The organism is Burkholderia sp. Bp8994, assembly GCF_003853805.1.
Classification (GTDB): Bacteria; Pseudomonadota; Gammaproteobacteria; order Burkholderiales; family Burkholderiaceae; genus Burkholderia.
This window is the reverse complement of the sequence record NZ_QTQH01000019.1, coordinates 113,609-133,281: the sequence shown is the minus strand read 5'-3', so window position 1 is coordinate 133,281 and position 19,673 is coordinate 113,609. Positions and strand designations below refer to the sequence as shown.

The 19,673-nt window shown below is 67.8% G+C and carries 20 protein-coding genes; 11 read left to right on the top strand and 9 right to left on the bottom strand.

The genetic code is table 11. The annotated features are described in order from the left end of the window. Positions 1-109: 109 nt before the first annotated feature. Positions 110-454: an MmcQ/YjbR family DNA-binding protein gene (locus DIE04_RS21615; protein WP_124522181.1), complete on the bottom strand. Its 345-nt coding sequence runs from the start codon at positions 452-454 to the stop codon at positions 110-112. Between the two features lie 103 nt (positions 455-557). Further along, on the bottom strand, positions 558-1,877 hold the full coding sequence (locus tag DIE04_RS21610; protein WP_124522183.1) for an MFS transporter: 1,320 nt from the start codon (positions 1,875-1,877) through the stop codon (positions 558-560). A gap of 193 nt (positions 1,878-2,070) precedes the next feature. On the opposite strand from DIE04_RS21610, the gene gcvA reads away from it, so the two are divergent. The 3 genes from gcvA to ettA all read left to right on the top strand — a co-directional run bounded on the left by gcvA (position 2,071) and on the right by ettA (position 5,267). Continuing rightward, a complete protein-coding gene (gene gcvA / locus DIE04_RS21605; protein ID WP_124522185.1) occupies positions 2,071-2,988 on the top strand; it encodes a transcriptional regulator GcvA in 918 nt (305 codons plus the stop codon). A gap of 113 nt (positions 2,989-3,101) precedes the next feature. Further along, complete coding sequence (locus DIE04_RS21600; protein ID WP_124487898.1) at positions 3,102-3,410, top strand: DUF3761 domain-containing protein; 309 nt, start codon at positions 3,102-3,104, stop codon at positions 3,408-3,410. Positions 3,411-3,599: 189 nt separating this feature from the next. Next, positions 3,600-5,267: an energy-dependent translational throttle protein EttA gene (ettA, locus tag DIE04_RS21595; RefSeq protein ID WP_044845892.1), complete on the top strand. Its 1,668-nt coding sequence runs from the start codon at positions 3,600-3,602 to the stop codon at positions 5,265-5,267. Between the two features lie 130 nt (positions 5,268-5,397). Here ettA and DIE04_RS21590 read toward each other — a convergent pair whose 3' ends face one another. From DIE04_RS21590 to DIE04_RS21575, 4 genes are all read right to left on the bottom strand, one after another. Then, on the bottom strand, positions 5,398-6,021 hold the full coding sequence (locus tag DIE04_RS21590) for an HAD family hydrolase (protein WP_124522187.1): 624 nt from the start codon (positions 6,019-6,021) through the stop codon (positions 5,398-5,400). After that, entirely contained in the window at positions 6,018-6,569 is a 552-nt protein-coding gene (locus DIE04_RS21585) for a cysteine hydrolase family protein (protein ID WP_124522189.1), read from the bottom strand. Before DIE04_RS21585 ends, DIE04_RS21590 begins: the two co-directional genes overlap by 4 nt. A 66-nt stretch (positions 6,570-6,635) precedes the next feature. Next, positions 6,636-8,450 carry an aminopeptidase P family protein gene (locus DIE04_RS21580; protein WP_124522191.1) on the bottom strand — a complete coding sequence of 605 codons (1,815 nt, stop codon included), beginning with the start codon at positions 8,448-8,450 and terminating at the stop codon, positions 6,636-6,638. 18 nt (positions 8,451-8,468) lie between these two features. Then, positions 8,469-8,723 (bottom strand): hypothetical protein, encoded by a 255-nt coding sequence (locus DIE04_RS21575; RefSeq protein ID WP_044845896.1) that lies wholly within the window; start codon positions 8,721-8,723, stop codon positions 8,469-8,471. A gap of 171 nt (positions 8,724-8,894) precedes the next feature. On the opposite strand from DIE04_RS21575, the gene DIE04_RS21570 reads away from it, so the two are divergent. The 7 genes from DIE04_RS21570 (at position 8,895) to DIE04_RS21540 (ending at position 15,004) form a co-directional block, all read left to right on the top strand. Further along, positions 8,895-9,656, top strand: coding sequence for a response regulator transcription factor (locus tag DIE04_RS21570; protein ID WP_124487893.1), 762 nt, complete (start codon positions 8,895-8,897; stop codon positions 9,654-9,656). A gap of 26 nt (positions 9,657-9,682) precedes the next feature. Further along, positions 9,683-10,981, top strand: coding sequence for a glutamyl-tRNA reductase (gene hemA, locus DIE04_RS21565; protein WP_044845898.1), 1,299 nt, complete (start codon positions 9,683-9,685; stop codon positions 10,979-10,981). 85 nt (positions 10,982-11,066) lie between these two features. Beyond that, positions 11,067-12,149 (top strand): peptide chain release factor 1, encoded by a 1,083-nt coding sequence (prfA, locus tag DIE04_RS21560; protein WP_044845899.1) that lies wholly within the window; start codon positions 11,067-11,069, stop codon positions 12,147-12,149. Between the two features lie 7 nt (positions 12,150-12,156). Continuing rightward, positions 12,157-12,999: a peptide chain release factor N(5)-glutamine methyltransferase gene (prmC, locus tag DIE04_RS21555; protein WP_124522193.1), complete on the top strand. Its 843-nt coding sequence runs from the start codon at positions 12,157-12,159 to the stop codon at positions 12,997-12,999. 67 nt (positions 13,000-13,066) lie between these two features. Continuing rightward, positions 13,067-13,378, top strand: coding sequence for a Grx4 family monothiol glutaredoxin (gene grxD, locus DIE04_RS21550; protein ID WP_011883132.1), 312 nt, complete (start codon positions 13,067-13,069; stop codon positions 13,376-13,378). A gap of 13 nt (positions 13,379-13,391) precedes the next feature. Then, the gene (locus tag DIE04_RS21545; protein ID WP_124522195.1) at positions 13,392-13,988 is read left to right on the top strand and encodes a UbiX family flavin prenyltransferase; all 597 of its coding nucleotides are present in this window, start codon (positions 13,392-13,394) and stop codon (positions 13,986-13,988) included. 224 nt (positions 13,989-14,212) lie between these two features. Then, on the top strand, positions 14,213-15,004 hold the full coding sequence (locus DIE04_RS21540) for a class III extradiol ring-cleavage dioxygenase (RefSeq protein ID WP_059607887.1): 792 nt from the start codon (positions 14,213-14,215) through the stop codon (positions 15,002-15,004). Positions 15,005-15,119: 115 nt separating this feature from the next. On the opposite strand, the gene DIE04_RS21535 is transcribed toward DIE04_RS21540, so the two are convergent. Then, positions 15,120-16,718: an APC family permease gene (locus DIE04_RS21535; protein WP_124522197.1), complete on the bottom strand. Its 1,599-nt coding sequence runs from the start codon at positions 16,716-16,718 to the stop codon at positions 15,120-15,122. Positions 16,719-17,139: 421 nt separating this feature from the next. Between DIE04_RS21535 and DIE04_RS21525 the strand changes: the two genes are divergently transcribed. After that, a complete protein-coding gene (locus DIE04_RS21525) occupies positions 17,140-17,343 on the top strand; it encodes a cold-shock protein (protein WP_006477070.1) in 204 nt (67 codons plus the stop codon). 102 nt (positions 17,344-17,445) lie between these two features. Here DIE04_RS21525 and DIE04_RS21520 read toward each other — a convergent pair whose 3' ends face one another. Both DIE04_RS21520 and DIE04_RS21515 read right to left on the bottom strand, forming a co-directional pair. Then, positions 17,446-18,696, bottom strand: coding sequence for an Hsp70 family protein (locus DIE04_RS21520; RefSeq protein WP_044845904.1), 1,251 nt, complete (start codon positions 18,694-18,696; stop codon positions 17,446-17,448). A 359-nt stretch (positions 18,697-19,055) separates the two neighbouring features. Then, positions 19,056-19,661, bottom strand: coding sequence for a nitroreductase family protein (locus tag DIE04_RS21515; protein WP_044845905.1), 606 nt, complete (start codon positions 19,659-19,661; stop codon positions 19,056-19,058). Positions 19,662-19,673: the final 12 nt, after the last annotated feature.

Sequence of the window (19,673 nt, the reverse complement as noted above, 5' to 3'; positions counted from 1 at the left end):
GCGTCCGCCTGCGGGCAACCGGATCGGGCAAGTGATGACGGCGCGTGCCCGCTCGGCATCATGGTGAACACGTTCCGTCGAAGCGGATCGCGTGCGGCGCCGGCGCGGCTCAGTTGGCGTCGTCCGGCCCTGCGTCGCGCCATTTGGCCGGCACGATCGCGCGCCATTCGCGCAGAAGCAGGTTTCTCACGGCGTCGGGATGCGCGGCCGACAGGCGCACCAGCACGATCGGCCAGCCCGCATAGTGGTCGGTCAGGTAATACACGTCGGGTTCCGCTTCGATCAGCCACGCGCGCTCGTCGGGGCCGACGCCCTTCACGACGAGCGTATCGCCGTCCTCGCGCAGGCGAGCGAGCATCTTGCCCTTCACCTTGAGTGCGGGCGTGCCGTACGACGCCCCCTCCTCGACGCCGCGCCATGCGAGCGCGATCTGCCGCACTTCGTCGAATGTCACGATGCGCCTCCAGCCGTCGATGATCGAGATCCGGCCACCGTAGCGGAAATCGTAGATCGCGCCTAGCTGGAAGGCGCCGTGCCTCGCAGCGGGCGACGCGCGTCTAGCGGCCGGCCGCGCGCACGGCCATCTGCGCGCGGCCGGTGGTGGCGACGATCGCGAACGCGATCGCATTGGCGGCCGCGCTGGCCAGGATCGGCACGAGATAACCGCCACCCGCGTCGTAGATGAAACCGGCCGCAGCCGGCCCGATCAGCGTGCCGAACGCGATGCTCGTGTACAGCACGCCGATGATCGCGCTCACGTTGCGGCCGCCGAAGTAGTCCATCACGACGGCGGGCAGGACGGCGACCCAGCCGCCGTAGAACACGCCGAACACGAGTGCGAACGTGGCCAGCGTCGCGACGCTGCCGGCGCCGGCCCACGCGACGAGCGCGACGGCCATGCCCGCGAACATCGCGAGCAGCGATGCGCGGCGGCCGAAGCGGTCGGCGAGGCCACCGAGAAAGAAGCGCCCAGCCGTGCTGCCGACGCCGATCGCGCCGAGCAGCAGCACGGCCGTCGACGATGCGACGCCATGATCGAGCGCATACGGCACGAGGTGCACGAACGGCACGAAGACGCCGAACGAGCACACGAGGCACGCCGCGTAGAGGCTCGCGAACGGTCGCGACGTGACGGCCTCGCGCAGCGTCGCGCCGGTGGGCGCCGCTGCGGCAGCCCGCGCGCGATCAGCAGCGTTCACGGAGTCCGGGGCCCCTGCCGTGTGCCCGCCCGCTTCCGGCAAGCCTCCGCCGGCGGCCGGATGCACGGCCTCCCCGTCCGGCAACAGCCCGCGCCCGCGCGGGTCGTTCTCGATCAGCAGCGACATCCCGGCGCCGATCGCGACGGCGAGCGCCGCAAGCGTGAAATAGGCGCCGCGCCAGCCGACGTGCGCGATCAGCGCGGCGGCGAGCGGCGGCATCACGAGCGTGCCGACGCCGATCCCCGCGACCGCGAGCCCCGACGCGAAGCCGCGCCGCCGCACGAACCAGCGCTGCACGGCGCCGACGGCCGGCACATACGCGCAGCCGACGCCGAGGCCGACACCGAGCCCGTACGCGACATAGACCTGCAGCAGCGTATGCGCGGCGCCGGCCGCCGCGAGACCCGCCGCCGTCAGCAACATGCCGGTGACGGCGAGCCGCCGTGAGCCGAAACGATCGGCAAGCGGGCCGCTGACGATGCCGAAGCCGAAATACAGGAAGCCGGCCAGCGAGAACACGAGCGAGATCTGCCCGCGCGATGCGGCGAAATCCCGCTGCAGCGCTTCGACGAACGCGCTGAACGTGTACGCACTGCCGAAGCCGACGAACGTGACGGCGAACGCGGCCGCCACCACATACCAGCCGTAGAAGACGCGCGACGCGCGCGGGCCGCTCATGACGATGGTCCTCTCAGGTTCCGCCGGACGCCGCGCGGCGTCCGGATTGCCTCATGGATATAGTTGAACTATGTTGATCGCATCGACCGCCGCGAAGCAGCCGTGACGAATCCGATCCGATGCGACAACGGTACTCGCGCGCATGCCTTGCCTCAAACGATATTTCGTCGGCCTTTCGCTTTAGAAAAACTCAATGAACCGTTCCCGTCTGCCACCGCTCAACGCGTTGCGCGCGTTCGAGGCAGCGGCCCGCCACCTGTCGGTGAAATCGGCAGCGGAAGAGCTGTCGGTCACGCCCGGCGCGGTGAGCCAGCTGATCCGCACGCTCGAGACCCATCTCGGCGTGCAACTGTTCGAGCGCGTGAACCGCGGCATCCTGCTGACCGCCGCGGGCCGCGACTATCTGCCGCCCGTGCGCAACGCGTTCCGGCAAATCGCCGACGCGTCGCAGCGCGTGTCGGGCGCCGCCGACAGCGGCGTGCTGACGGTGAGCGTCACGCCGTTTTTCGCATCCGCATGGCTCGTGCCGCGCCTCGCGCAGTTCCGCGACGCATGCCCGGACGTCGACCTGCAGATCGTCGCGAGCCATGCGCTCGCCGATTTCTCGCGCGACGGCGTCGACGTCGCGATCCGCCACGGTCTCGGCCGCTACATCGGGCTGTGCAGCGAACGGCTGCTGACCGTGGAGATCGTCGCGCTTGCGGCGCCGGAACTCGTCGCGCGGCTGGGCATGCCGGCCACGCCCGCCGACCTGGCCGGATGGCCGCATCTGCACGACGCCGAACGCAAGGGCTGGCACATCTGGTTCGACGCGCAGCGAATCGCCGATTTCGGCCCGCCGCGCGGCCCCGCGTTCGACGATTCCAGTCTGTTGCTGCAGGCGATCCTCGCCGGCCAGGGCGCCGGCCTGCTGCCGGCGGCGATGGTGCGCGGCGAGCTCGCGAGCGGCCGGCTCGTGCAGCTTGCCGACGTCGCGTGGCTCGACGACTTCGCGTACTACCTCGTCTATCCGCCGCATCATGCGGAGCGCGCGAAAGTCGCCGCGTTCCGTCGGTGGATTCTCGAGGCAGCCCAGGCCGACGGCGCGGCATCGATGACGGGCACGGCGTAGCGTCGCTGCAGCGCGGGGCGGCGGCAACGATCTCGAGCCGATCGGCTAACATGCGGCCCGGGCCGTCGGCCCGCCAGCCACCGGCAACGGACAACGACATCCGCAGAGAGACCATGCCCGCCCTGCTCCGCCGCGCGACACGCATCGCAACCCTGTCGGCCGCGCTGTTCGTCGCGTGCGCCGCCCTGCCGCCCGCGGCGCACGCCTATCGCGCGTCGCCCGGCTACGGCAGCGAAGCCGACCTCGACCGGCACGACACGTACCGCAATCGCGACGGCGACACCGTCCATGCACCGGCGCATTCGAAATCGGGCCGCGTGCCCGAGGGCGCGAGCGCGCGCTGCCGCGACGGCACGTACAGCTTCAGCCGCCATCGGCGCGGCACCTGCTCCGGGCACGGCGGCGTCGCCGGATGGCTGTGAACGCGGGTCGGCCGAATGGCCAGCGCGGTGCCAGCGGCAGCCGGCGCCGAAGTACAATACGCGCTCGCGCCGCCAACCCGCGGCGACACCGCCGCGCCCCGCGCGGCACGCTCCGTACCGAATCACCCGACGCCACGCACGCCGATGCGCTGCGCGGCAGTCTCAACCCTTTCTGAGTTTCACACCCAAATGGCCCAATACGTTTTCACGATGAACCGGGTCGGCAAGATCGTGCCGCCCAAGCGCCAGATCCTGAAGGACATCTCGCTGTCGTTCTTTCCCGGCGCGAAGATCGGCGTGCTCGGCCTGAACGGCTCGGGCAAGTCGACGCTGATCCGCATCATGGCGGGCGTCGACAAGGACATCGAAGGCGAAGCGACGCCGATGCCGAACCTGAACATCGGCTACCTGCCGCAGGAACCGCAGCTCGATCCGACGAAGACGGTGCGCGAAGCCGTCGAGGAAGGCCTCGGCGACCTGTTCCAGGCGAACAAGAAGCTCGAGGAAATCTACGCGGCCTATGCGGAACCGGACGCCGACTTCGACGCGCTCGCGGCCGAGCAGGCGAAATACGAAGCGATCCTCGCGTCGAGCGACGGCGGCAGCCCCGAGCAGCAGCTCGAAGTGGCCGCCGACGCGCTGCGCCTGCCGGCGTGGGACGCGAAGATCGAGCACCTGTCGGGCGGTGAAAAACGCCGCGTCGCGCTGTGCAAGCTGCTGCTCGAGAAGCCGGACATGCTGCTGCTCGACGAACCGACCAACCACCTCGACGCGGAATCGGTCGACTGGCTCGAGCAGTTCCTGGTGCGCTTCCCGGGCACCGTCGTCGCCGTCACGCACGATCGCTATTTCCTCGACAACGCGGCCGAGTGGATTCTCGAACTCGACCGCGGCCACGGCATTCCGTGGAAGGGCAACTACAGCAGCTGGCTCGACCAGAAGGAAGAGCGCCTGAAGCAGGAAGAAGCGTCGGAATCGGCGCGCCAGAAGGCGATCAAGAAGGAACTGGAGTGGGTGCGCCAGAACCCGAAGGGCCGCCAGGCGAAGTCGAAGGCGCGTATCGCGCGCTTCGAGGAGCTGAACAGCCAGGAATACCAGAAGCGCAACGAAACGCAGGAAATCTTCATTCCGGTCGGCGACCGCCTCGGCAATGAAGTGATCGAGTTCAAGAACGTCAGCAAGTCGTTCGGCGACCGCCTGCTGATCGACAACCTGAACTTCAAGATTCCGGCCGGCGCGATCGTCGGCATCATCGGCCCGAACGGCGCCGGCAAGTCGACGCTGTTCAAGATGCTGACCGGCAAGGAACAGCCGGATTCGGGCGAAGTCGTGATGGGCCCGACCGTGAAGCTCGCGTACGTCGACCAGAGCCGCGATGCGCTCGACGGCTCGAAGACGGTGTTCGAGGAAATCTCGGGCGGCGCCGACGTGCTGACGGTCGGCAAGTACGAAACGCCGTCGCGGGCGTACATCGGCCGCTTCAACTTCAAGGGCGGCGACCAGCAGAAGATCGTCGGCAACCTGTCGGGCGGCGAACGCGGCCGCCTGCACCTCGCGAAGACGCTGATCTCCGGCGGCAACGTGCTGCTGCTCGACGAACCGTCGAACGACCTCGACGTCGAAACGCTGCGCGCGCTGGAAGACGCGCTGCTCGAATTCGCCGGCTCGGTGATGGTGATCTCGCACGATCGCTGGTTCCTCGACCGGATCGCGACGCACATCCTCGCGTTCGAAGGCGATTCGCAGGTCACGTTCTTCGACGGCAACTACCAGGAATACGAAGCCGACAAGCGTGCGCGCCTCGGCGAGGAAGCCGCGAAGCCGAAGCGCCTGCGCTACAAGCCGATCAGCCGCTAAGTGGCGCGGCCCGTGCATCCGGCGACGCGGCGACACGACGCCGGGTGCCGAATGCGGCCGCTTCCAGATCGGCAGAACGAAAAAGCGGGCTCATGGCCCGCTTTTTTCATCCGGCGGTCCGGCGCGACGCCTACGCGAGCGCGCCCAGTTCGCGCAAACGCGTCTCGGTCGCGGCCGCGCTCGTGTGATGAATGCCATGCCAGCCGAGTGCCGTCGCGGCCGCGGCATTCTTCGCGTTGTCGTCGATGAACACGAGCTCATGCGGCGCAATGCCCGGCAGGTGCGGATCGATCCGCGCATGCATCTCGCGGTAGATCGCCGGATCGGGTTTCACGAGCTTCACGCGGCCCGACACGACGATGTCCTTGAAACGCCGCAGCACCGGGAAGTTGTCCCACGCATACGGAAAGGTCTGCGCGGACCAGTTGGTCAGCCCGAAGAGCGGCATCCCCTGCGCATCGAGCCGGTCGACGAGCGCGGCGCCTTCGTCGAGCACGCCGCCGATCATCTCGTGCCAGCGCGCGTAGAACGCGCGGATCAGCGTCTCGTGCGCCGGAAACTTCGCGACCAGCTCGCTCGTGCCGTCGTCGATCGTCTGCCCGCCGTCCTGCCGGATCACCCAGTCCATCGCGCACACGTGCGTGAGGAACCAGCGGCGCTCGGCTTCGTCTGGAATCAGTTGCCGGTACAGGTACTCGGGGCTCCAGTCGATCAGCACGCCGCCGAAATCGAACACCACCGCCTTGATCGTCATGCGAACTCCGTGGCAAGCACGTCGGCGAGCGGACGCGGCGTCACCGCATTGCCCGACAGCGTATTGTTTTCCCACACGAAGTGATGATGCGCGACGATCTGCGCGGCCGACAGGTGCGCGCGCTCGTTCGTCGTGTGCAGGTCGGACACGACGGTCGTCCGATAGCCGAGCAGTGCCGCGCGGCGCGCGGCCGAATCGACGCAGAACTCGGTCGCATAACCGCAGATCAGCACCGAACGAATGCCGTGGCCGTCGAGCTGCGCGGCGAGCGGCGTGTCGTGGAACGAATCGCTCACCTGCTTGCGGATGCGCCAGTCGGTGCGACCGACGATCAGTTCCTCATGCAGTTCCCAGCCGGGCGTGCCGGGCACGATGTCGTCGTCCGCATCGCCGTCGTGCTGCACGAAGCACACGGGCGCGTTTGCCGCACGTGCCGCCGCCGTCAGCCGGTTGATGCCCGACACGACGTCGTCGAGCCGGTACGCGGGCCGCGCCCGCTGCACCAGCCCCCGTTGCATGTCGATCACGATCACTGCGGTGTCTGCCATCGATTGCCCTCTCCGTCGTGGTCCGGCCGTCGCGCGGCCAGTATCTGTCGTGTATTGCGCGTCGCGTCAGATCGGCTGCGTGCGCGCGTCGAGCCACGCCTTCGCGTCGCCGCTCACGTGCCGGCCGACGCGCTCGCGCACGGTCGCGTGATACGCGTTCAGCCACGCGCGTTCTTCTTCATGCAGCATCTCGATCAGCACGCAGCGCGTGTCGATCGGGCACAGCGTCAGCGTCTCGAACGCGAGGAAATCGCCGAATTCGGTCTGCCCGCCCGCGCGATTCACGACCAGGTTTTCGATCCGGATGCCCCATTTGCCGGGCCGGTACACGCCCGGCTCGATCGACGTGATCATCCCCTCTTCCATCGCCGTGTATGGCTCGGCCGGCGCGTAGTGCGAGATGACCTGCGGGCCCTCGTGCACGTTCAGGAAGTAGCCGACGCCGTGACCGGTGCCGTGGCCGTAGTCGAGCCCGGCCGCCCACATCGGCGCGCGCGCGATCGCGTCGAGCATCGGCGAGCGGATGCCGCGCGGGAAGCGTGCGCGCGACAGCGCCATCATCGACTTCAGCACGATCGTGAAATCGCGGCGCTGCAGGTCGCTGACCGTGCCGACCGGCACGACGCGCGTGATGTCGGTGGTGCCGGTCGTGTACTGGCCGCCCGAATCGACGAGCAGCAGGCCGTCGCCGGCGATCGTCGCGTGCGACTCGGGCGTCGCGCGATAGTGCGGCATCGCACCGTTCGCGTTGAAGCCGGCGATCGTCGCGAAGCTCGGTGACACGTAGCCAGGGCGCCGTGCGCGCGCGGCCGTGAGTTGCTCGTCGATCGTCAGCTCGGTGATCGTCTCGCGGTTCACCGCCTGCTCGAACCACGCGAAGAACTCGGCGAGCGCGGCGCCGTCGTGCTCCATCGTCACGCGCACGTGCTCGATCTCGGCGGACGTCTTGCGCGACTTCGCGAACGTCGACGGGTTCACGGCCTCGATCAGCTTCACGCCGGCCGGCACGGCCTCGAGCGTGCCGAACGTCACGCGGCGCGGATCGATCAGCAGCGTCGCGCCGTCGGGCAGCGCCGCGAGCGCCGCGCGCGCGGCGTCGTACGCGCGGACCTCGACGCCGTCCTGCGCGAGCGACGCGGCCAGCGCCGGCGACACCTTGCCGTCGGCGACGAACAGCGTCGCGCGATCGGCCCCGATCATCGCGTGCGCGACGAACACGGGGTTGAAGTTGACGTCGGCGCCGCGCAGGTTGAACAGCCACGCGAGATCGTCGAGCGTCGACACGAAATGCCATTGCGCGCCCTGCGCGTGCATCGCGCGGCGCACTTCGGCGAGCTTGCTCGCGCGCGTCGTGTCGGCCTGCGGCGCCACGTGCTCGAACACCGCGTCTCCCGGCAGCCCCGGGCGCTCCGGCCAGATCGCGTCGAGCAGGTCGAGATCGGTGCGCAGCGCGATGCCGCGCGCGCTCAGCGCGGCCGTCAGCGCGCGTGCCGCCGCGACGCCGAGCACGGCGCCGTCGACGCCGACCGTCGTCCCGGCCGGCACGTTCTGCGCGAGCCAGTCGACGTGCGGCGCGCTCTGCTGCCCGCCCGTCATCTTCATCAGCTGGACGCCCGTGCCGGCGAGTTCGGCCTCGGCCTGCACCCAGTAGCGGCTGTCGACCCACAAGCCCGCGAAATCCGCGGTCACGACCAGCGTGCCGACCGAGCCCGTGAAACCGGACAGCCAGCGTCGCGCCTGCCAGCGCTCGGGCAGGTACTCGGACAGGTGAGGATCGGCGGACGGCACGAGATAGGCGGCCAGGTCCTCGCGGACCATCGCGCCGCGCAGCAGCGCGAGGCGGGCCGGCACCGACGAGACTTCGGGGAGACGGGCATTCATGATTTCACCTGAGAGCGTTCAGCGACGGGCCGACACGGCGACCGTCACGGCTACGGCGAGGAACGCGACACCGGTGCAGACCGGCCATTCGAGCGTTTCGCCGTCGTAAAACAGTCCAGAGAGATTGCCGGCCATGCGCGCGGCGGCGGCGCCTGCGATGCCGACCAGCACCACGATCCACCATGCCGGCCGGCCCGTGCGCCGCATCGGATGCAGCCACCGGCCGAACAGCCCGACGGCCGCTCCCAGGACAAGGATTCCAAACCAGTTCATTCGACGCCTTCTATAAATTCAGATTCGTCCCATAGGCGTGAACGTTGCCAGCGGCTAGCATCGATTCATCCATCGAACCCGAGACCAGCCGGGCGCCGCGAACATTCGAGTGTAGGGGCCGACCCGACGTTATGGCAAGCGCGCACCCGCAGGCGTATTGAAGAAATCCTCATGCGAATCGCTCTCATCGATCCGGAGGCGCATCATGCTGCGCTCCTGAACCGCCTGCTGTTCGCCGGCGGCCATGTGTGCCACGCGTTTCCGTCCAGCGCGGCATTCTTCGAGTGGCTCGCCACCGATACCTGCGACATGCTGATCATCGGCAACTGGGCCGGCGACCAGCCAGCCGAGGAAGTCATTCCGCGGGCGCAGGCGATCCTGCCCGGGCTGCCGGCCATCGCCGTGATGCAGCTGCCGCGCGAAAGCGAAGTCGTGTCGTGCCTGCACGCTGGGGCCGACGACTGCCTCGTGCGCCCGGTGAGCGGCCCCGAGCTGCTCGCACGCGTCAACGCGCTGAGCCGGCGCGCAGGTGTCCGGCGGCCGCCGAATCGCTCGCGCGAAATGTATGGAGAATACGCGTTCGATGCGACCCACAGCCTCGTGCGCTTCGGCGATGCGATCGTCGCGCTCACGCCGAAGGAGTTCCGCTTCGCACAGCTGCTGTTCGCGAACCTGTCGCGGCCCGTGTCGCGCGCCCATATCCTCGAAACGGTGTGGGGCCGCCGCCGCGACATGAAGTCGCGCACGCTCGACACCCATGCGTCCCGGCTGCGCAGCAAGCTGCGGCTGCTTCCGGAGCACGGCTACCGGCTTCTGCCGCTCTACGGCTACGGCTACCAGCTCGACCGCGTGCCGATCGAGCCCCCAAATTCGAGGCCGCGCCACGCCGATGCCCGGTATGCCGCAAGTGAGGAAATCGCTGAAACGCTATAATATGGGGCTAAACGATAGCCCTCGATATGCAACTCCTCACGATCGGAATCAACCACCACACTGCGCCTGTCGCCCTGCGCGAACGCGTGGCGTTTCCGCTCGAGCAAATCAAGCCGGCTCTCGTCACGTTCAAGAACGTGTTCCTCGGCCCCCAGGCGCCGAATGCGCCCGAAGCGGCAATCCTCTCCACCTGCAACCGCACCGAACTCTATTGCGCGACCGACGATCGGGCCGCCCGCGAGGGTGCGATTCGCTGGCTGTCGGAGTACCACCAGATTCCGGTCGACGAACTCGCCCCGCACGTCTATGCGCTGCCGCAATCGGAAGCGGTCCGGCACGCATTCCGCGTCGCGTCGGGTCTCGATTCGATGGTGCTCGGCGAAACGCAGATCCTGGGCCAGATGAAGGATGCGGTGCGCACCGCGACGGAAGCCGGCGCGCTCGGCACCTATCTGAACCAGCTGTTCCAGCGCACGTTCGCCGTCGCGAAGGAAGTGCGCGGCACGACCGAGATCGGCGCGCAGTCGGTGTCGATGGCCGCCGCCGCGGTCCGCCTCGCGCAGCGCATCTTCGAAAAAGTGTCGGATCAGCGCGTGCTGTTCATCGGCGCCGGCGAGATGATCGAGCTGTGCGCGACGCACTTCGCCGCGCAGAGCCCGCGCGAGCTCGTCGTCGCGAACCGCACGGCCGAACGCGGCCAGCGGCTCGCCGAACGTTTCAACGGCCGCGCGATGCCGTTGTCGGACCTGCCGGCCCGCATGCACGAATTCGACATCATCGTGTCGTGCACCGCGTCGACGCTGCCGATCATCGGCCTCGGCGCGGTCGAACGTGCGGTGAAGGCGCGCCGCCACCGGCCGATCTTCATGGTCGACCTCGCGGTGCCGCGCGACATCGAGCCGGAAGTCGGCAAGCTGAAGGACGTGTTCCTCTACACCGTCGACGATCTCGGTGCGATCGTGCGCGAAGGCAACGCATCACGCCAGGCCGCGGTTGCACAAGCCGAGACGATCATCGAAACCCGCGTGCAGAACTTCATGCAGTGGCTCGACACGCGCAGCGTCGTGCCGGTGATCCGTCACATGCATACGCAGGCCGACGCGCTGCGCCGCGCGGAAGTCGAGAAAGCGCAGAAGCTGCTCGCGCGCGGCGACGATCCGGCCGCCGTCCTCGAAGCGCTGTCGCAGGCGCTCACCAACAAGCTGATCCACGGCCCGACGAGCGCGCTCAACCGCGTGAACGGCACCGACCGCGATTCGCTGATCGACCTGATGCGCGGCTTCTACCAGCACGCGCCGCGCTCGAACGACCAGTCCGGCCACTAGCGCCGGCCGGTTGCCCCTGCCGCCGGCCGCGCGCCGGCCTATCCTTTTCGAATACCCCTTTTGTCCGGGAGCGTCGCTCCACACCATGAAGACGAGCATGCAACGCAAGCTCGACCAGCTGTCTATCCGGCTGGCCGAACTGAACGACCTGCTGAGCCGCGAAAACGTCACGGCCGACCTCGACCAGTACCGCAAGCTGACGCGCGAACACGCGGAACTCGGCCCGGTCGTCGAGCAGTACGCGCTGTGGCGCCAGTCGCGCAGCGACGAGACGGCCGCGCAGGAGCTGGTCGCCGATGCATCGATGCGCGATTTCGCCGAAGACGAGATTCGCAGCGCGCGGGAACGCATGGTTCGCCTCGAAGGCGAGTTGCAGAAGATGCTGCTGCCGAAGGACCCCAACGACGACCGCAACATCTTCCTCGAAATCCGCGCGGGCACCGGCGGCGACGAGTCGGCGCTGTTCGCGGGCGACCTGCTGCGCATGTACCTGCGCTTCGCGGAACGCCAGCGCTGGCAGGTCGAGATGATGTCGGAGAGCCCGTCGGATCTCGGCGGCTACAAGGAAGTGATCGTGCGGATCGCCGGCCAGGGTGCCTACTCGCGGCTGAAGTTCGAATCGGGCGGCCATCGCGTGCAGCGCGTGCCGGCGACCGAGACGCAGGGGCGCATCCACACGTCCGCCTGCACGGTCGCGGTGATGCCGGAAGCCGACGAAATCGGCGAGGTCGAGATCAATCCGGCCGACCTGCGGATCGACACGTTCCGCGCGTCGGGTGCGGGCGGCCAGCACATCAACAAGACCGATTCGGCGGTGCGCGTCACGCACATCCCGACCGGGATCGTCGTCGAGTGCCAGGACGACCGCTCGCAGCACAAGAACAAGGATCGTGCGCTGAAGGTGCTCGCCGCGCGCATCAAGGACAAGCAGTATCACGAGCAGCACGCGAAGGAAGCGGCGACGCGCAAGAGCCTGATCGGCTCGGGCGACCGCTCGGAGCGGATCCGCACGTACAACTTCCCGCAGGGCCGGATGACCGATCACCGGATCAACCTCACGCTGTACCGGCTCGAGGCGCTGATGGACGGCGATCTCGACGAACTGATCGGCGCGCTCGTCACCGAACACCAGGCCGAACTGCTCGCGTCGCTCGGCGACACCGACTGAGGTCGCGATGCCCGACACCACCGCCGACGATCTGCTGCGCGCGTCGCCGCTCGACCCGGTCGATGCGCGCGTGCTCCTCGCGTACGCGCTCGGCTGGACCCGCACGCAGCTGATCACGCGCGGCGACGCCCCGCTCGAGCCCGCCGCGATCGCGCGCTACCGGGCGCTCGAAGTGCGCCGCGTCGCGGGCGAGCCGGTCGCGCAGCTCGTCGGGATGCGCGAATTCTTCGGCCGGCCGTTCGATGTGACGCCCGACGTGCTGATCCCGCGCCCCGAAACCGAACTCCTCGTCGAAGCCGCGCTCGACGCGATCGACGGTCGCCCGCATCCGGCCGTGCTCGATCTCGGCACCGGCAGCGGCGCGATCGCCGTGTCGATCGCCGCCGAACGGCCCGACGCACGCGTGTGGGCGCTCGACCGCTCATCGGCCGCGCTCGACGTCGCCCGGCGCAACGCGCACAAGCTGCTCGACGCGCGCCGCCCCGGCGGCCCGCTGCACTGGCTGCAGAGCGACTGGTACGCCGCGCTCGAGCCGACGCTCGCGTTCGACACGATCGTCAGCAATCCGCCGTACATCGCGCAGCACGATCCGCACCTCGCGCAGGGCGACCTGCGGTTCGAGCCGCGCGGCGCGCTCACCGACGATGCCGACGGCCTCAGCGCGATCCGCACGATCGTCGCAGGCGCCGGCGCGTACCTGAAACCGGGCGGCACGCTCTGGATCGAGCACGGCTACGACCAGGCCGAAGCCGTGCGTGCCTTGCTCGTGTCACGCGGCTTCGTCGCGGTCGAATCGCTCGCCGATGTCGCCGCGATCGAACGCACCACGGGCGGCCGCCGGCCCGTCTGACGGCCGGCCCGCCCGGTTGAAATCCGCTATCATTTCGTTCTAACGCCCCGCCAACGCAAGGTCAGTCATGGACACCCAACAACGTATCAAGCAAATCGTCGACGAAAACCAGGTCGTGCTCTTCATGAAAGGCAACGCGCAATTCCCGATGTGCGGCTTTTCGGGCCGCGCCGTGCAGGTGCTGAAAGCCTGCGGCGTCGACCAGTTCAAGACGGTCAACGTGCTCGAGGACGACGAGATCCGCCAGGGCATCAAGGAATTCTCGAACTGGCCGACCATCCCGCAGCTGTACGTGAAGGGCGAATTCATCGGCGGCTCGGACATCATGATGGAGATGTACCAGTCGGGCGAACTGCAGCAACTGTTCGCCGCCGCGTAACGCCCCGTTCCCGATGGCATCTCCCAGCGCGCCGCCACGCCGGCTGATCGTCGCGATCACCGGCGCCACCGGCGCGGTCTACGGCGTGCGGCTGCTCGAATTGCTGCGCGCCGCCGGCGGCGTCGAAACGCATCTGCTGGTTTCGAACGCCGGCTGGCTCAATATCCAGCATGAATTGCAGCTGTCGAAGGCCGAAGTCGAAGGCCGGGCGGATGTCGTGCATTCGGTACGCGATGTCGGCGCGACGATCGCGTCCGGTTCGTTCGCAACCGACGGGATGGTGATCGCCCCCTGCTCGATGAAGACGCTCGCGAGCGTCGCGCACGGCCTGTCGGACAACCTGATCACGCGCGCGGCCGACGTCACGCTGAAGGAACGCCGCCGTCTCGTGCTGATGGTGCGCGAAACGCCGTTCAACCTCGCGCATCTGCGCAACATGACCGCCGTGACCGAAATGGGCGGCATCGTGTTTCCGCCGCTGCCCGCGTTCTACGCGATGCCGAAGACGATCGAGGAACTCGTCGACCAGACCGTCACGCGCGTGCTCGACCTGTTCGCGCTCAGCGCACCGATGACGACGCCGTGGGCCGGCATCCGGCCCGCACGGTAAGCCGCTCGACGCGGCGCTTCGGCGCCGTTCTCCACGCATCTTCGTCGATTCGGCCGCCTTCCGGTTCGATCCAGCCACGCCCCGCCTCCCCGCGCCGGCTCCCGCGCACCTGAATCGGCCGAATTATCAACCATTGCGATTCAATCAAATTCCGGCAAGCCGATTTATCAATGTCCGGTGCGCGCCTATAGTCACAGGCAACCCACTATTGCAGGCTCCCCACCATGAACCGCTTGCCTTCGCTTTACCTGTCACACGGTGCCCCGACGCTGCCGATCGACCCGACGCTGCCGTCCGGCGCATTCACGCACCTCGGCGCCGAATTGCCGCGCCCCCGCGCGGTGCTGATGCTGTCCGCGCACTGGGGCACGCAGCAGCCGGTCGCGAGCGTGGCCGCGCACCCGGAAACGATCCATGACTTCTACGGCTTCCCGCGCGCACTGTACGAGATCCGCTACCCGGCACCGGGCGCGCCCGAGGTCGCCGAGCGGGCGGCCGCGCTGCTGAACGCGGCCGGCATCGCGACAGCGACGACCGAGCACGGTCTCGACCACGGCGCGTGGGTGCCGATGCTGCTGATGTTCCCGGAGGCCGACGTACCCGTCGCGCAGCTGTCGATCCAGCCGCGTGCGGACGCGGCCCATCACTTCGCGCTCGGCCGCGCGCTGCGGCCGCTGCGCGACGAAGGCGTGATGGTGATCGGCTCGGGCCAGATCACGCACAACCTGCGCGCGGCCGATTTCAGCGCGGCGCCCGAGGATGCGGACCCGCGCGTCGCGGAATTCACCGACTGGTTCGAGGCGAAGCTGGCCGCGCGCGACGTCGACGCGCTGCTCGACTATCGCCGGCAGGCGCCGCACGCAGCGCTGATGCATCCGACCGACGAGCACCTGCTGCCGGTGTTCACCGCGCTCGGCGCAGCCGACGACGACTACCAGCTCGGCATCCAGTCGCTCGGCACGTATCAACGCGTGCTCGCGATGACGAACTACGTGTTCGCAAGCGCGGCCGCCTGAATCGCGCGACACGGCGACACAAGCGCCGAGCACAAATAAAAAGCCCGCCCGAGCATCGCTCGGACGGGCTTTTTTGCGCTTTCCGCCACCGCCGATTCCGGTGGCAGGTCAGGCGTCAGGCACCGACCCCTTCAAGGATCTCGTCGTGCGACTCGCGCTCGTCGAGATACTGGGTCCGGTAACCGGTGTTCACGCCCCAGAAGTAGAACACCAGCGAGATTGCCGCGACGATCAGCATGTCCCAGCCGTACGGCAGCACGCCGTAACCGCCGAACTCCTTGCTGCCGACCAGCGACAGCACGGCCATCGTCGGCAGGTACGCGACCAGCCACCATGCGGCCTTCAGGTCGGCGCCCCAGCCGGTCCAGCCCGACTTCGCCTGGAAGTAGAAATACACCGGCAGCGCGACGATCATCAGCAGGATGATTTCGCCCGTCAGCGGCCACTTCGCCCAGTACAGGATCAGCGACGCGCAGACGAACGCGAACGGTGCGATCAGCTTCATCAGCGGGATCGACAGCGGACGCTCGATGTCGGTCGCCGCGCGGCGCAGCGCCATCAGGCTGATCGGGCCGGTCAGGTACGAGATCACCGTTGCGACCGAGATCACTGCCGCGAGCGAGCTCCAGCCGCGGAAGAAGAACAGGAAGATGAACGACACGAGCAGGTTGAACCACATCGCCTGGCGCGGCACACCGTAGATCGGGTGCACGTTGCCGAACATCTTCGGCATCGTGTTGTTGCGCTCCATCGCGTAGATCATGCGGGTGGTCGTCGCCATGTAGGTCGTACCGGTGCCGCTCGGGCTGATGAACGCGTCGACGTACAGCAGGATCGCGAGCCAGTTCAGGTTCAGCGCGATCGCGAGTTCGGCGAACGGCGACGAGAAGTTGAACTGCGACCAGCCCTTCGCGACGTCGGCCGGATTCACCGAACCGATGTACGCCATCTGCAGCAGCACGTAGATCACGAGTGCGATCAGGATCGACGTGATCACCGCGAACGGCACGCTGCGCGACGGATTGCGCGCTTCGCCGGCCAGGTTCACCGGGCTCTGGAAGCCGTTGAACGCGAACACGATACCGCTCGTCGCGACCGCGGTCAGCACGGCCGACCAGCCGTACGGCGCGAAGCTTGCATTCGATGCAGTGCCGAGGTTTTCCGAGTGGAAGCTCGACAGCATCAGGCCGAGGATCGTGAGGCCGGGGATCAGGAACTTGAAGATCGTGATCGCGGTGTTCGCACGTGCGAAGGCCTTGACGCCCCAGTAGTTCAGCATGAAGTAGATGACGACCAGCACGGCCGACAGCAGCAGGCCGGGTGTCGTCAGCTCGCCGTTCACGAACAGCGCATGCGCCCACGGATACTGCCACGTGCTCATGTACTGGATCGACGCTTCCGCCTCGATCGGGATCACCGATACGATCGCGATCCAGTTCGCCCACGCGCTGATGAAGCCCACCAGCGAACCGTGCGAGTAGCGCGCGTAGCGCACCATGCCGCCCGACTCGGGGAACATCGCACCGAGTTCAGCGTACGTCAGCGCAATCGCGAGAATTACGACCGCGCCGATGATCCATGCGCAAATCGCCGCCGGACCGGCAATCTTCGCAGCCTTCCAGGCGCCGAACAGCCAGCCCGAACCGATAATCGAACCCAGCCCCGTCAGCATCAGTGCAAACGGGCCGATGTTCCGTTGAATAGAACTCTTCACATCCTCTCCTATGTCTCAAAAAGCATGGTCGGCCCGCGGTCCGGGATCGGCTCGGACAGCAGCGCGCATGCAATTTTGGGGGGAAGGATCACCCGATCGGGGCAACCCGTCCACGCGGCGCGTAGTTTAACGGTTGCACCTCCAAGTTGGCGCCAAAATCGTTCGGCCCCTACAAAAAAGTCGCATCGTTTGCAAGGTTTGTAAACCTTAACTCCGCAATAACCCTGAGTGCATGGAAATCCGGTTGACCGCGCGACCGATTACCCGTATAAACAACGTTGCAGGATTTCAAGCGGCGAGTGAATTGGTTCTTTCGTAGTTCGCCCATCAACGGTACTCCGGTTGGTCCCATTACCCCCTTCCTTGATTTTCCGCACCCCATGGGCCTCGGCCCCGTTTTATCTTTTTAGGAACAAGTAACATGGCAACCGGTACCGTCAAGTGGTTCAATGACGCAAAGGGCTTCGGCTTCATCACCCCGGAAGGCGGCGGCGACGATCTGTTCGCGCACTTCTCGGAAATCCGCGTCGAAGGCTTCAAGACGCTGCAAGAAAACCAGAAGGTTGAATTCGAAGTGAAGACGGGCCCGAAGGGTCTGCAAGCTGCGAACATCCGTCCGGTCTAAGTTCGGCGCGATAATTCGTGTAAAAAAGCCCCGCTTCGGCGGGGCTTTTTGTTTTCCGGCGCGGGCGGCCATGCGGCCGCCACGATCGAGAATGGCCTCCGGTCAGCCGAACAGCCGCTGCGCGTGAATGCCGAGCCCGGTCGCGACGCTCGCGAGGCGATCGCCGAACACCGGCTGCGCGTCCGGGAATGCGCCGGCGAGCGCACCCGACAGGAACGCGAGCCCGGTCGAGCCGCCGGTGAAATACAGCGCGCCGACGTCGCGCGGCGCGACGCCCGCCAGCCGCACCGTTTCGCGCGCGGCATCGACGATGCGCGCCGTGTCGTCGACGCTCGCGTCGACCAGGCGTTCGGCGTCGAACGCGATCTGCAGATCCTCTTCCACGTCGTTCAGGTCGATCATCGTCTCCCCGCCCGCCGCCACACCGATCTTCGCTTCTTCCGCGCGCGCCATCAGTGCATGCCCGAGCCGCTGCTCGACCACGCGCGTGAGCCGGTCGTACTGCCGCACGTCCTGGTACAGGTGCTTCATCAGCTTCAGCTCGCCCAGCCGCTTCGGCGTGTAGACCGTGTTGATGAGGTGCCAGGTCGCGAGGTCGAAGTAGATCCGGTTCGGCAGCTCGCGTCCCTCGGGATCGAGCGCGCGGTAGCCGAACGCCGGCAGGATCGCCGCCAGCTCGACGCGCCGGTCGTAATCGGTGCCCGCGACGTGCACGCCGTGGTGCGCGAGCACGTCGTCCTTGCGCTCGAGGCGCGCCATCCGCTCCGGCCCGACGCGCACCAGCGAGAAGTCCGACGTACCGCCGCCGATGTCGGCGACCAGCACGAGCCGCTCGGCCTGCTGGCGCGACTCGTAGTCGAACGCGGCCGCGATCGGTTCGTACTGGAAATGCACGTCCGCGAACCCGACCGACTGCGCGGCCGCTTCGAGCTGGTCCTGCGCGAGACGGTCGGCGCGCGGATCGTCGTCGACGAAGAACACCGGCCGGCCGAGCACCGCGCGGCCGATCGGCGCGCCGGCGCGCGCTTCGGCCTTGCGTTTCAGGTGCGTCAGGAAGCGCGCGATGATCTCCGTGTACGCCATCGCGCTGCCGTCGCCGAGATCGGTCGTGGTTTCCGCGAGCGGCGAGCCGAGGATGCTCTTCATCGAGCGCATCAGGCGGCCGTCGAAACCGTCGATATAGGACGCGAGCGCCGCCCGGCCGTATTCGACCGTCTGCTCGTCGTTGTTGAAGAAGATCGCGGTGGGCAGCGTCAGGTGGTCGCCCTCGACGGGCGCGAGGCGCATGGCATCGCCGTCGGGCAGGGCCACGGCGGAATTGGACGTGCCGAAATCGATCGCGCAGTAAGTCATGGGAAGGTGCCGCAGCATGGCCGGCGCGAAAACGGAAAGGACGGGCTTTTTAACATGAAGCCCGCCGGATCACAACCGGGGGCGGCCGCCGGCGCGGTGCAACCGGCCCGGGGCGGAGATCAGGCGCGCCTGCGGCATGCCGGCGACAGGGGCGGACGGGGTGCCCGAGGCGCCCCGCCGCCCGCTTGCAGCGCACCGGCGACAGGTTCGGACAGAGTGCTCGACGCGCCCCGACACCCGCTTGCGGCACACCGGCGACAGGTGCAGACGGGGTGCCCGACGCGCCCCGCTGCCCGCCTGCAGCGCACCGGCAACCGGTGCGGACAAGGTGCTCGACGCACGCCTGGCCGCTTGCACCATCAGGCCGCGGCGTCGAAACCCTTCTTCCATGCGCCCGCATACACGACCTCGCCGATCGCATGGCGCGTGCGCGGCGCCTTTTCGCGTTCGCGCAATACCGGGTCGAGCTTGTCGACGTTGCCGTAGTGGCCGAGCGAGATGATCGCCGGAATCGCGACGTCGGCCGGAATCTCGAACGCATCGCGGAACGCCTTCGCATCGAAGCCGCTCATCTGGTGCGCGGCGAGACCCAGCGCGTGCGCCTGCAGCACCAGCGACATCGCGGCCGCGCCCGCATCGTACAGCGCGGTCGGCGCCGGCTCGCCCTTCGGCGTGAGCGTATGCGCGGTCACGGCGATCAGCACCGGCGCCGGCGCGTTCCAGCCCTGGTTGAACGGCACCAGCGTCGCGAATGCGTGCTTGAACGCCGCTTCGTCCTGCGTGCGATCGAACACGATGAAGCGCCACGGTTGCGCGTTGTAGGCGGACGGCGCCCAGCGCGCCGCTTCGAGCACCGCGTGCAGATCGGCGGCGCTGATCGGCTCGTCCGAATACGCGCGCGGGCTCCAGCGGCCGGCGATCAGGTCGTGAATCGAAACAGTGGTGGGAGCAGGTTTGACGGACATGCGGTTCCTCGC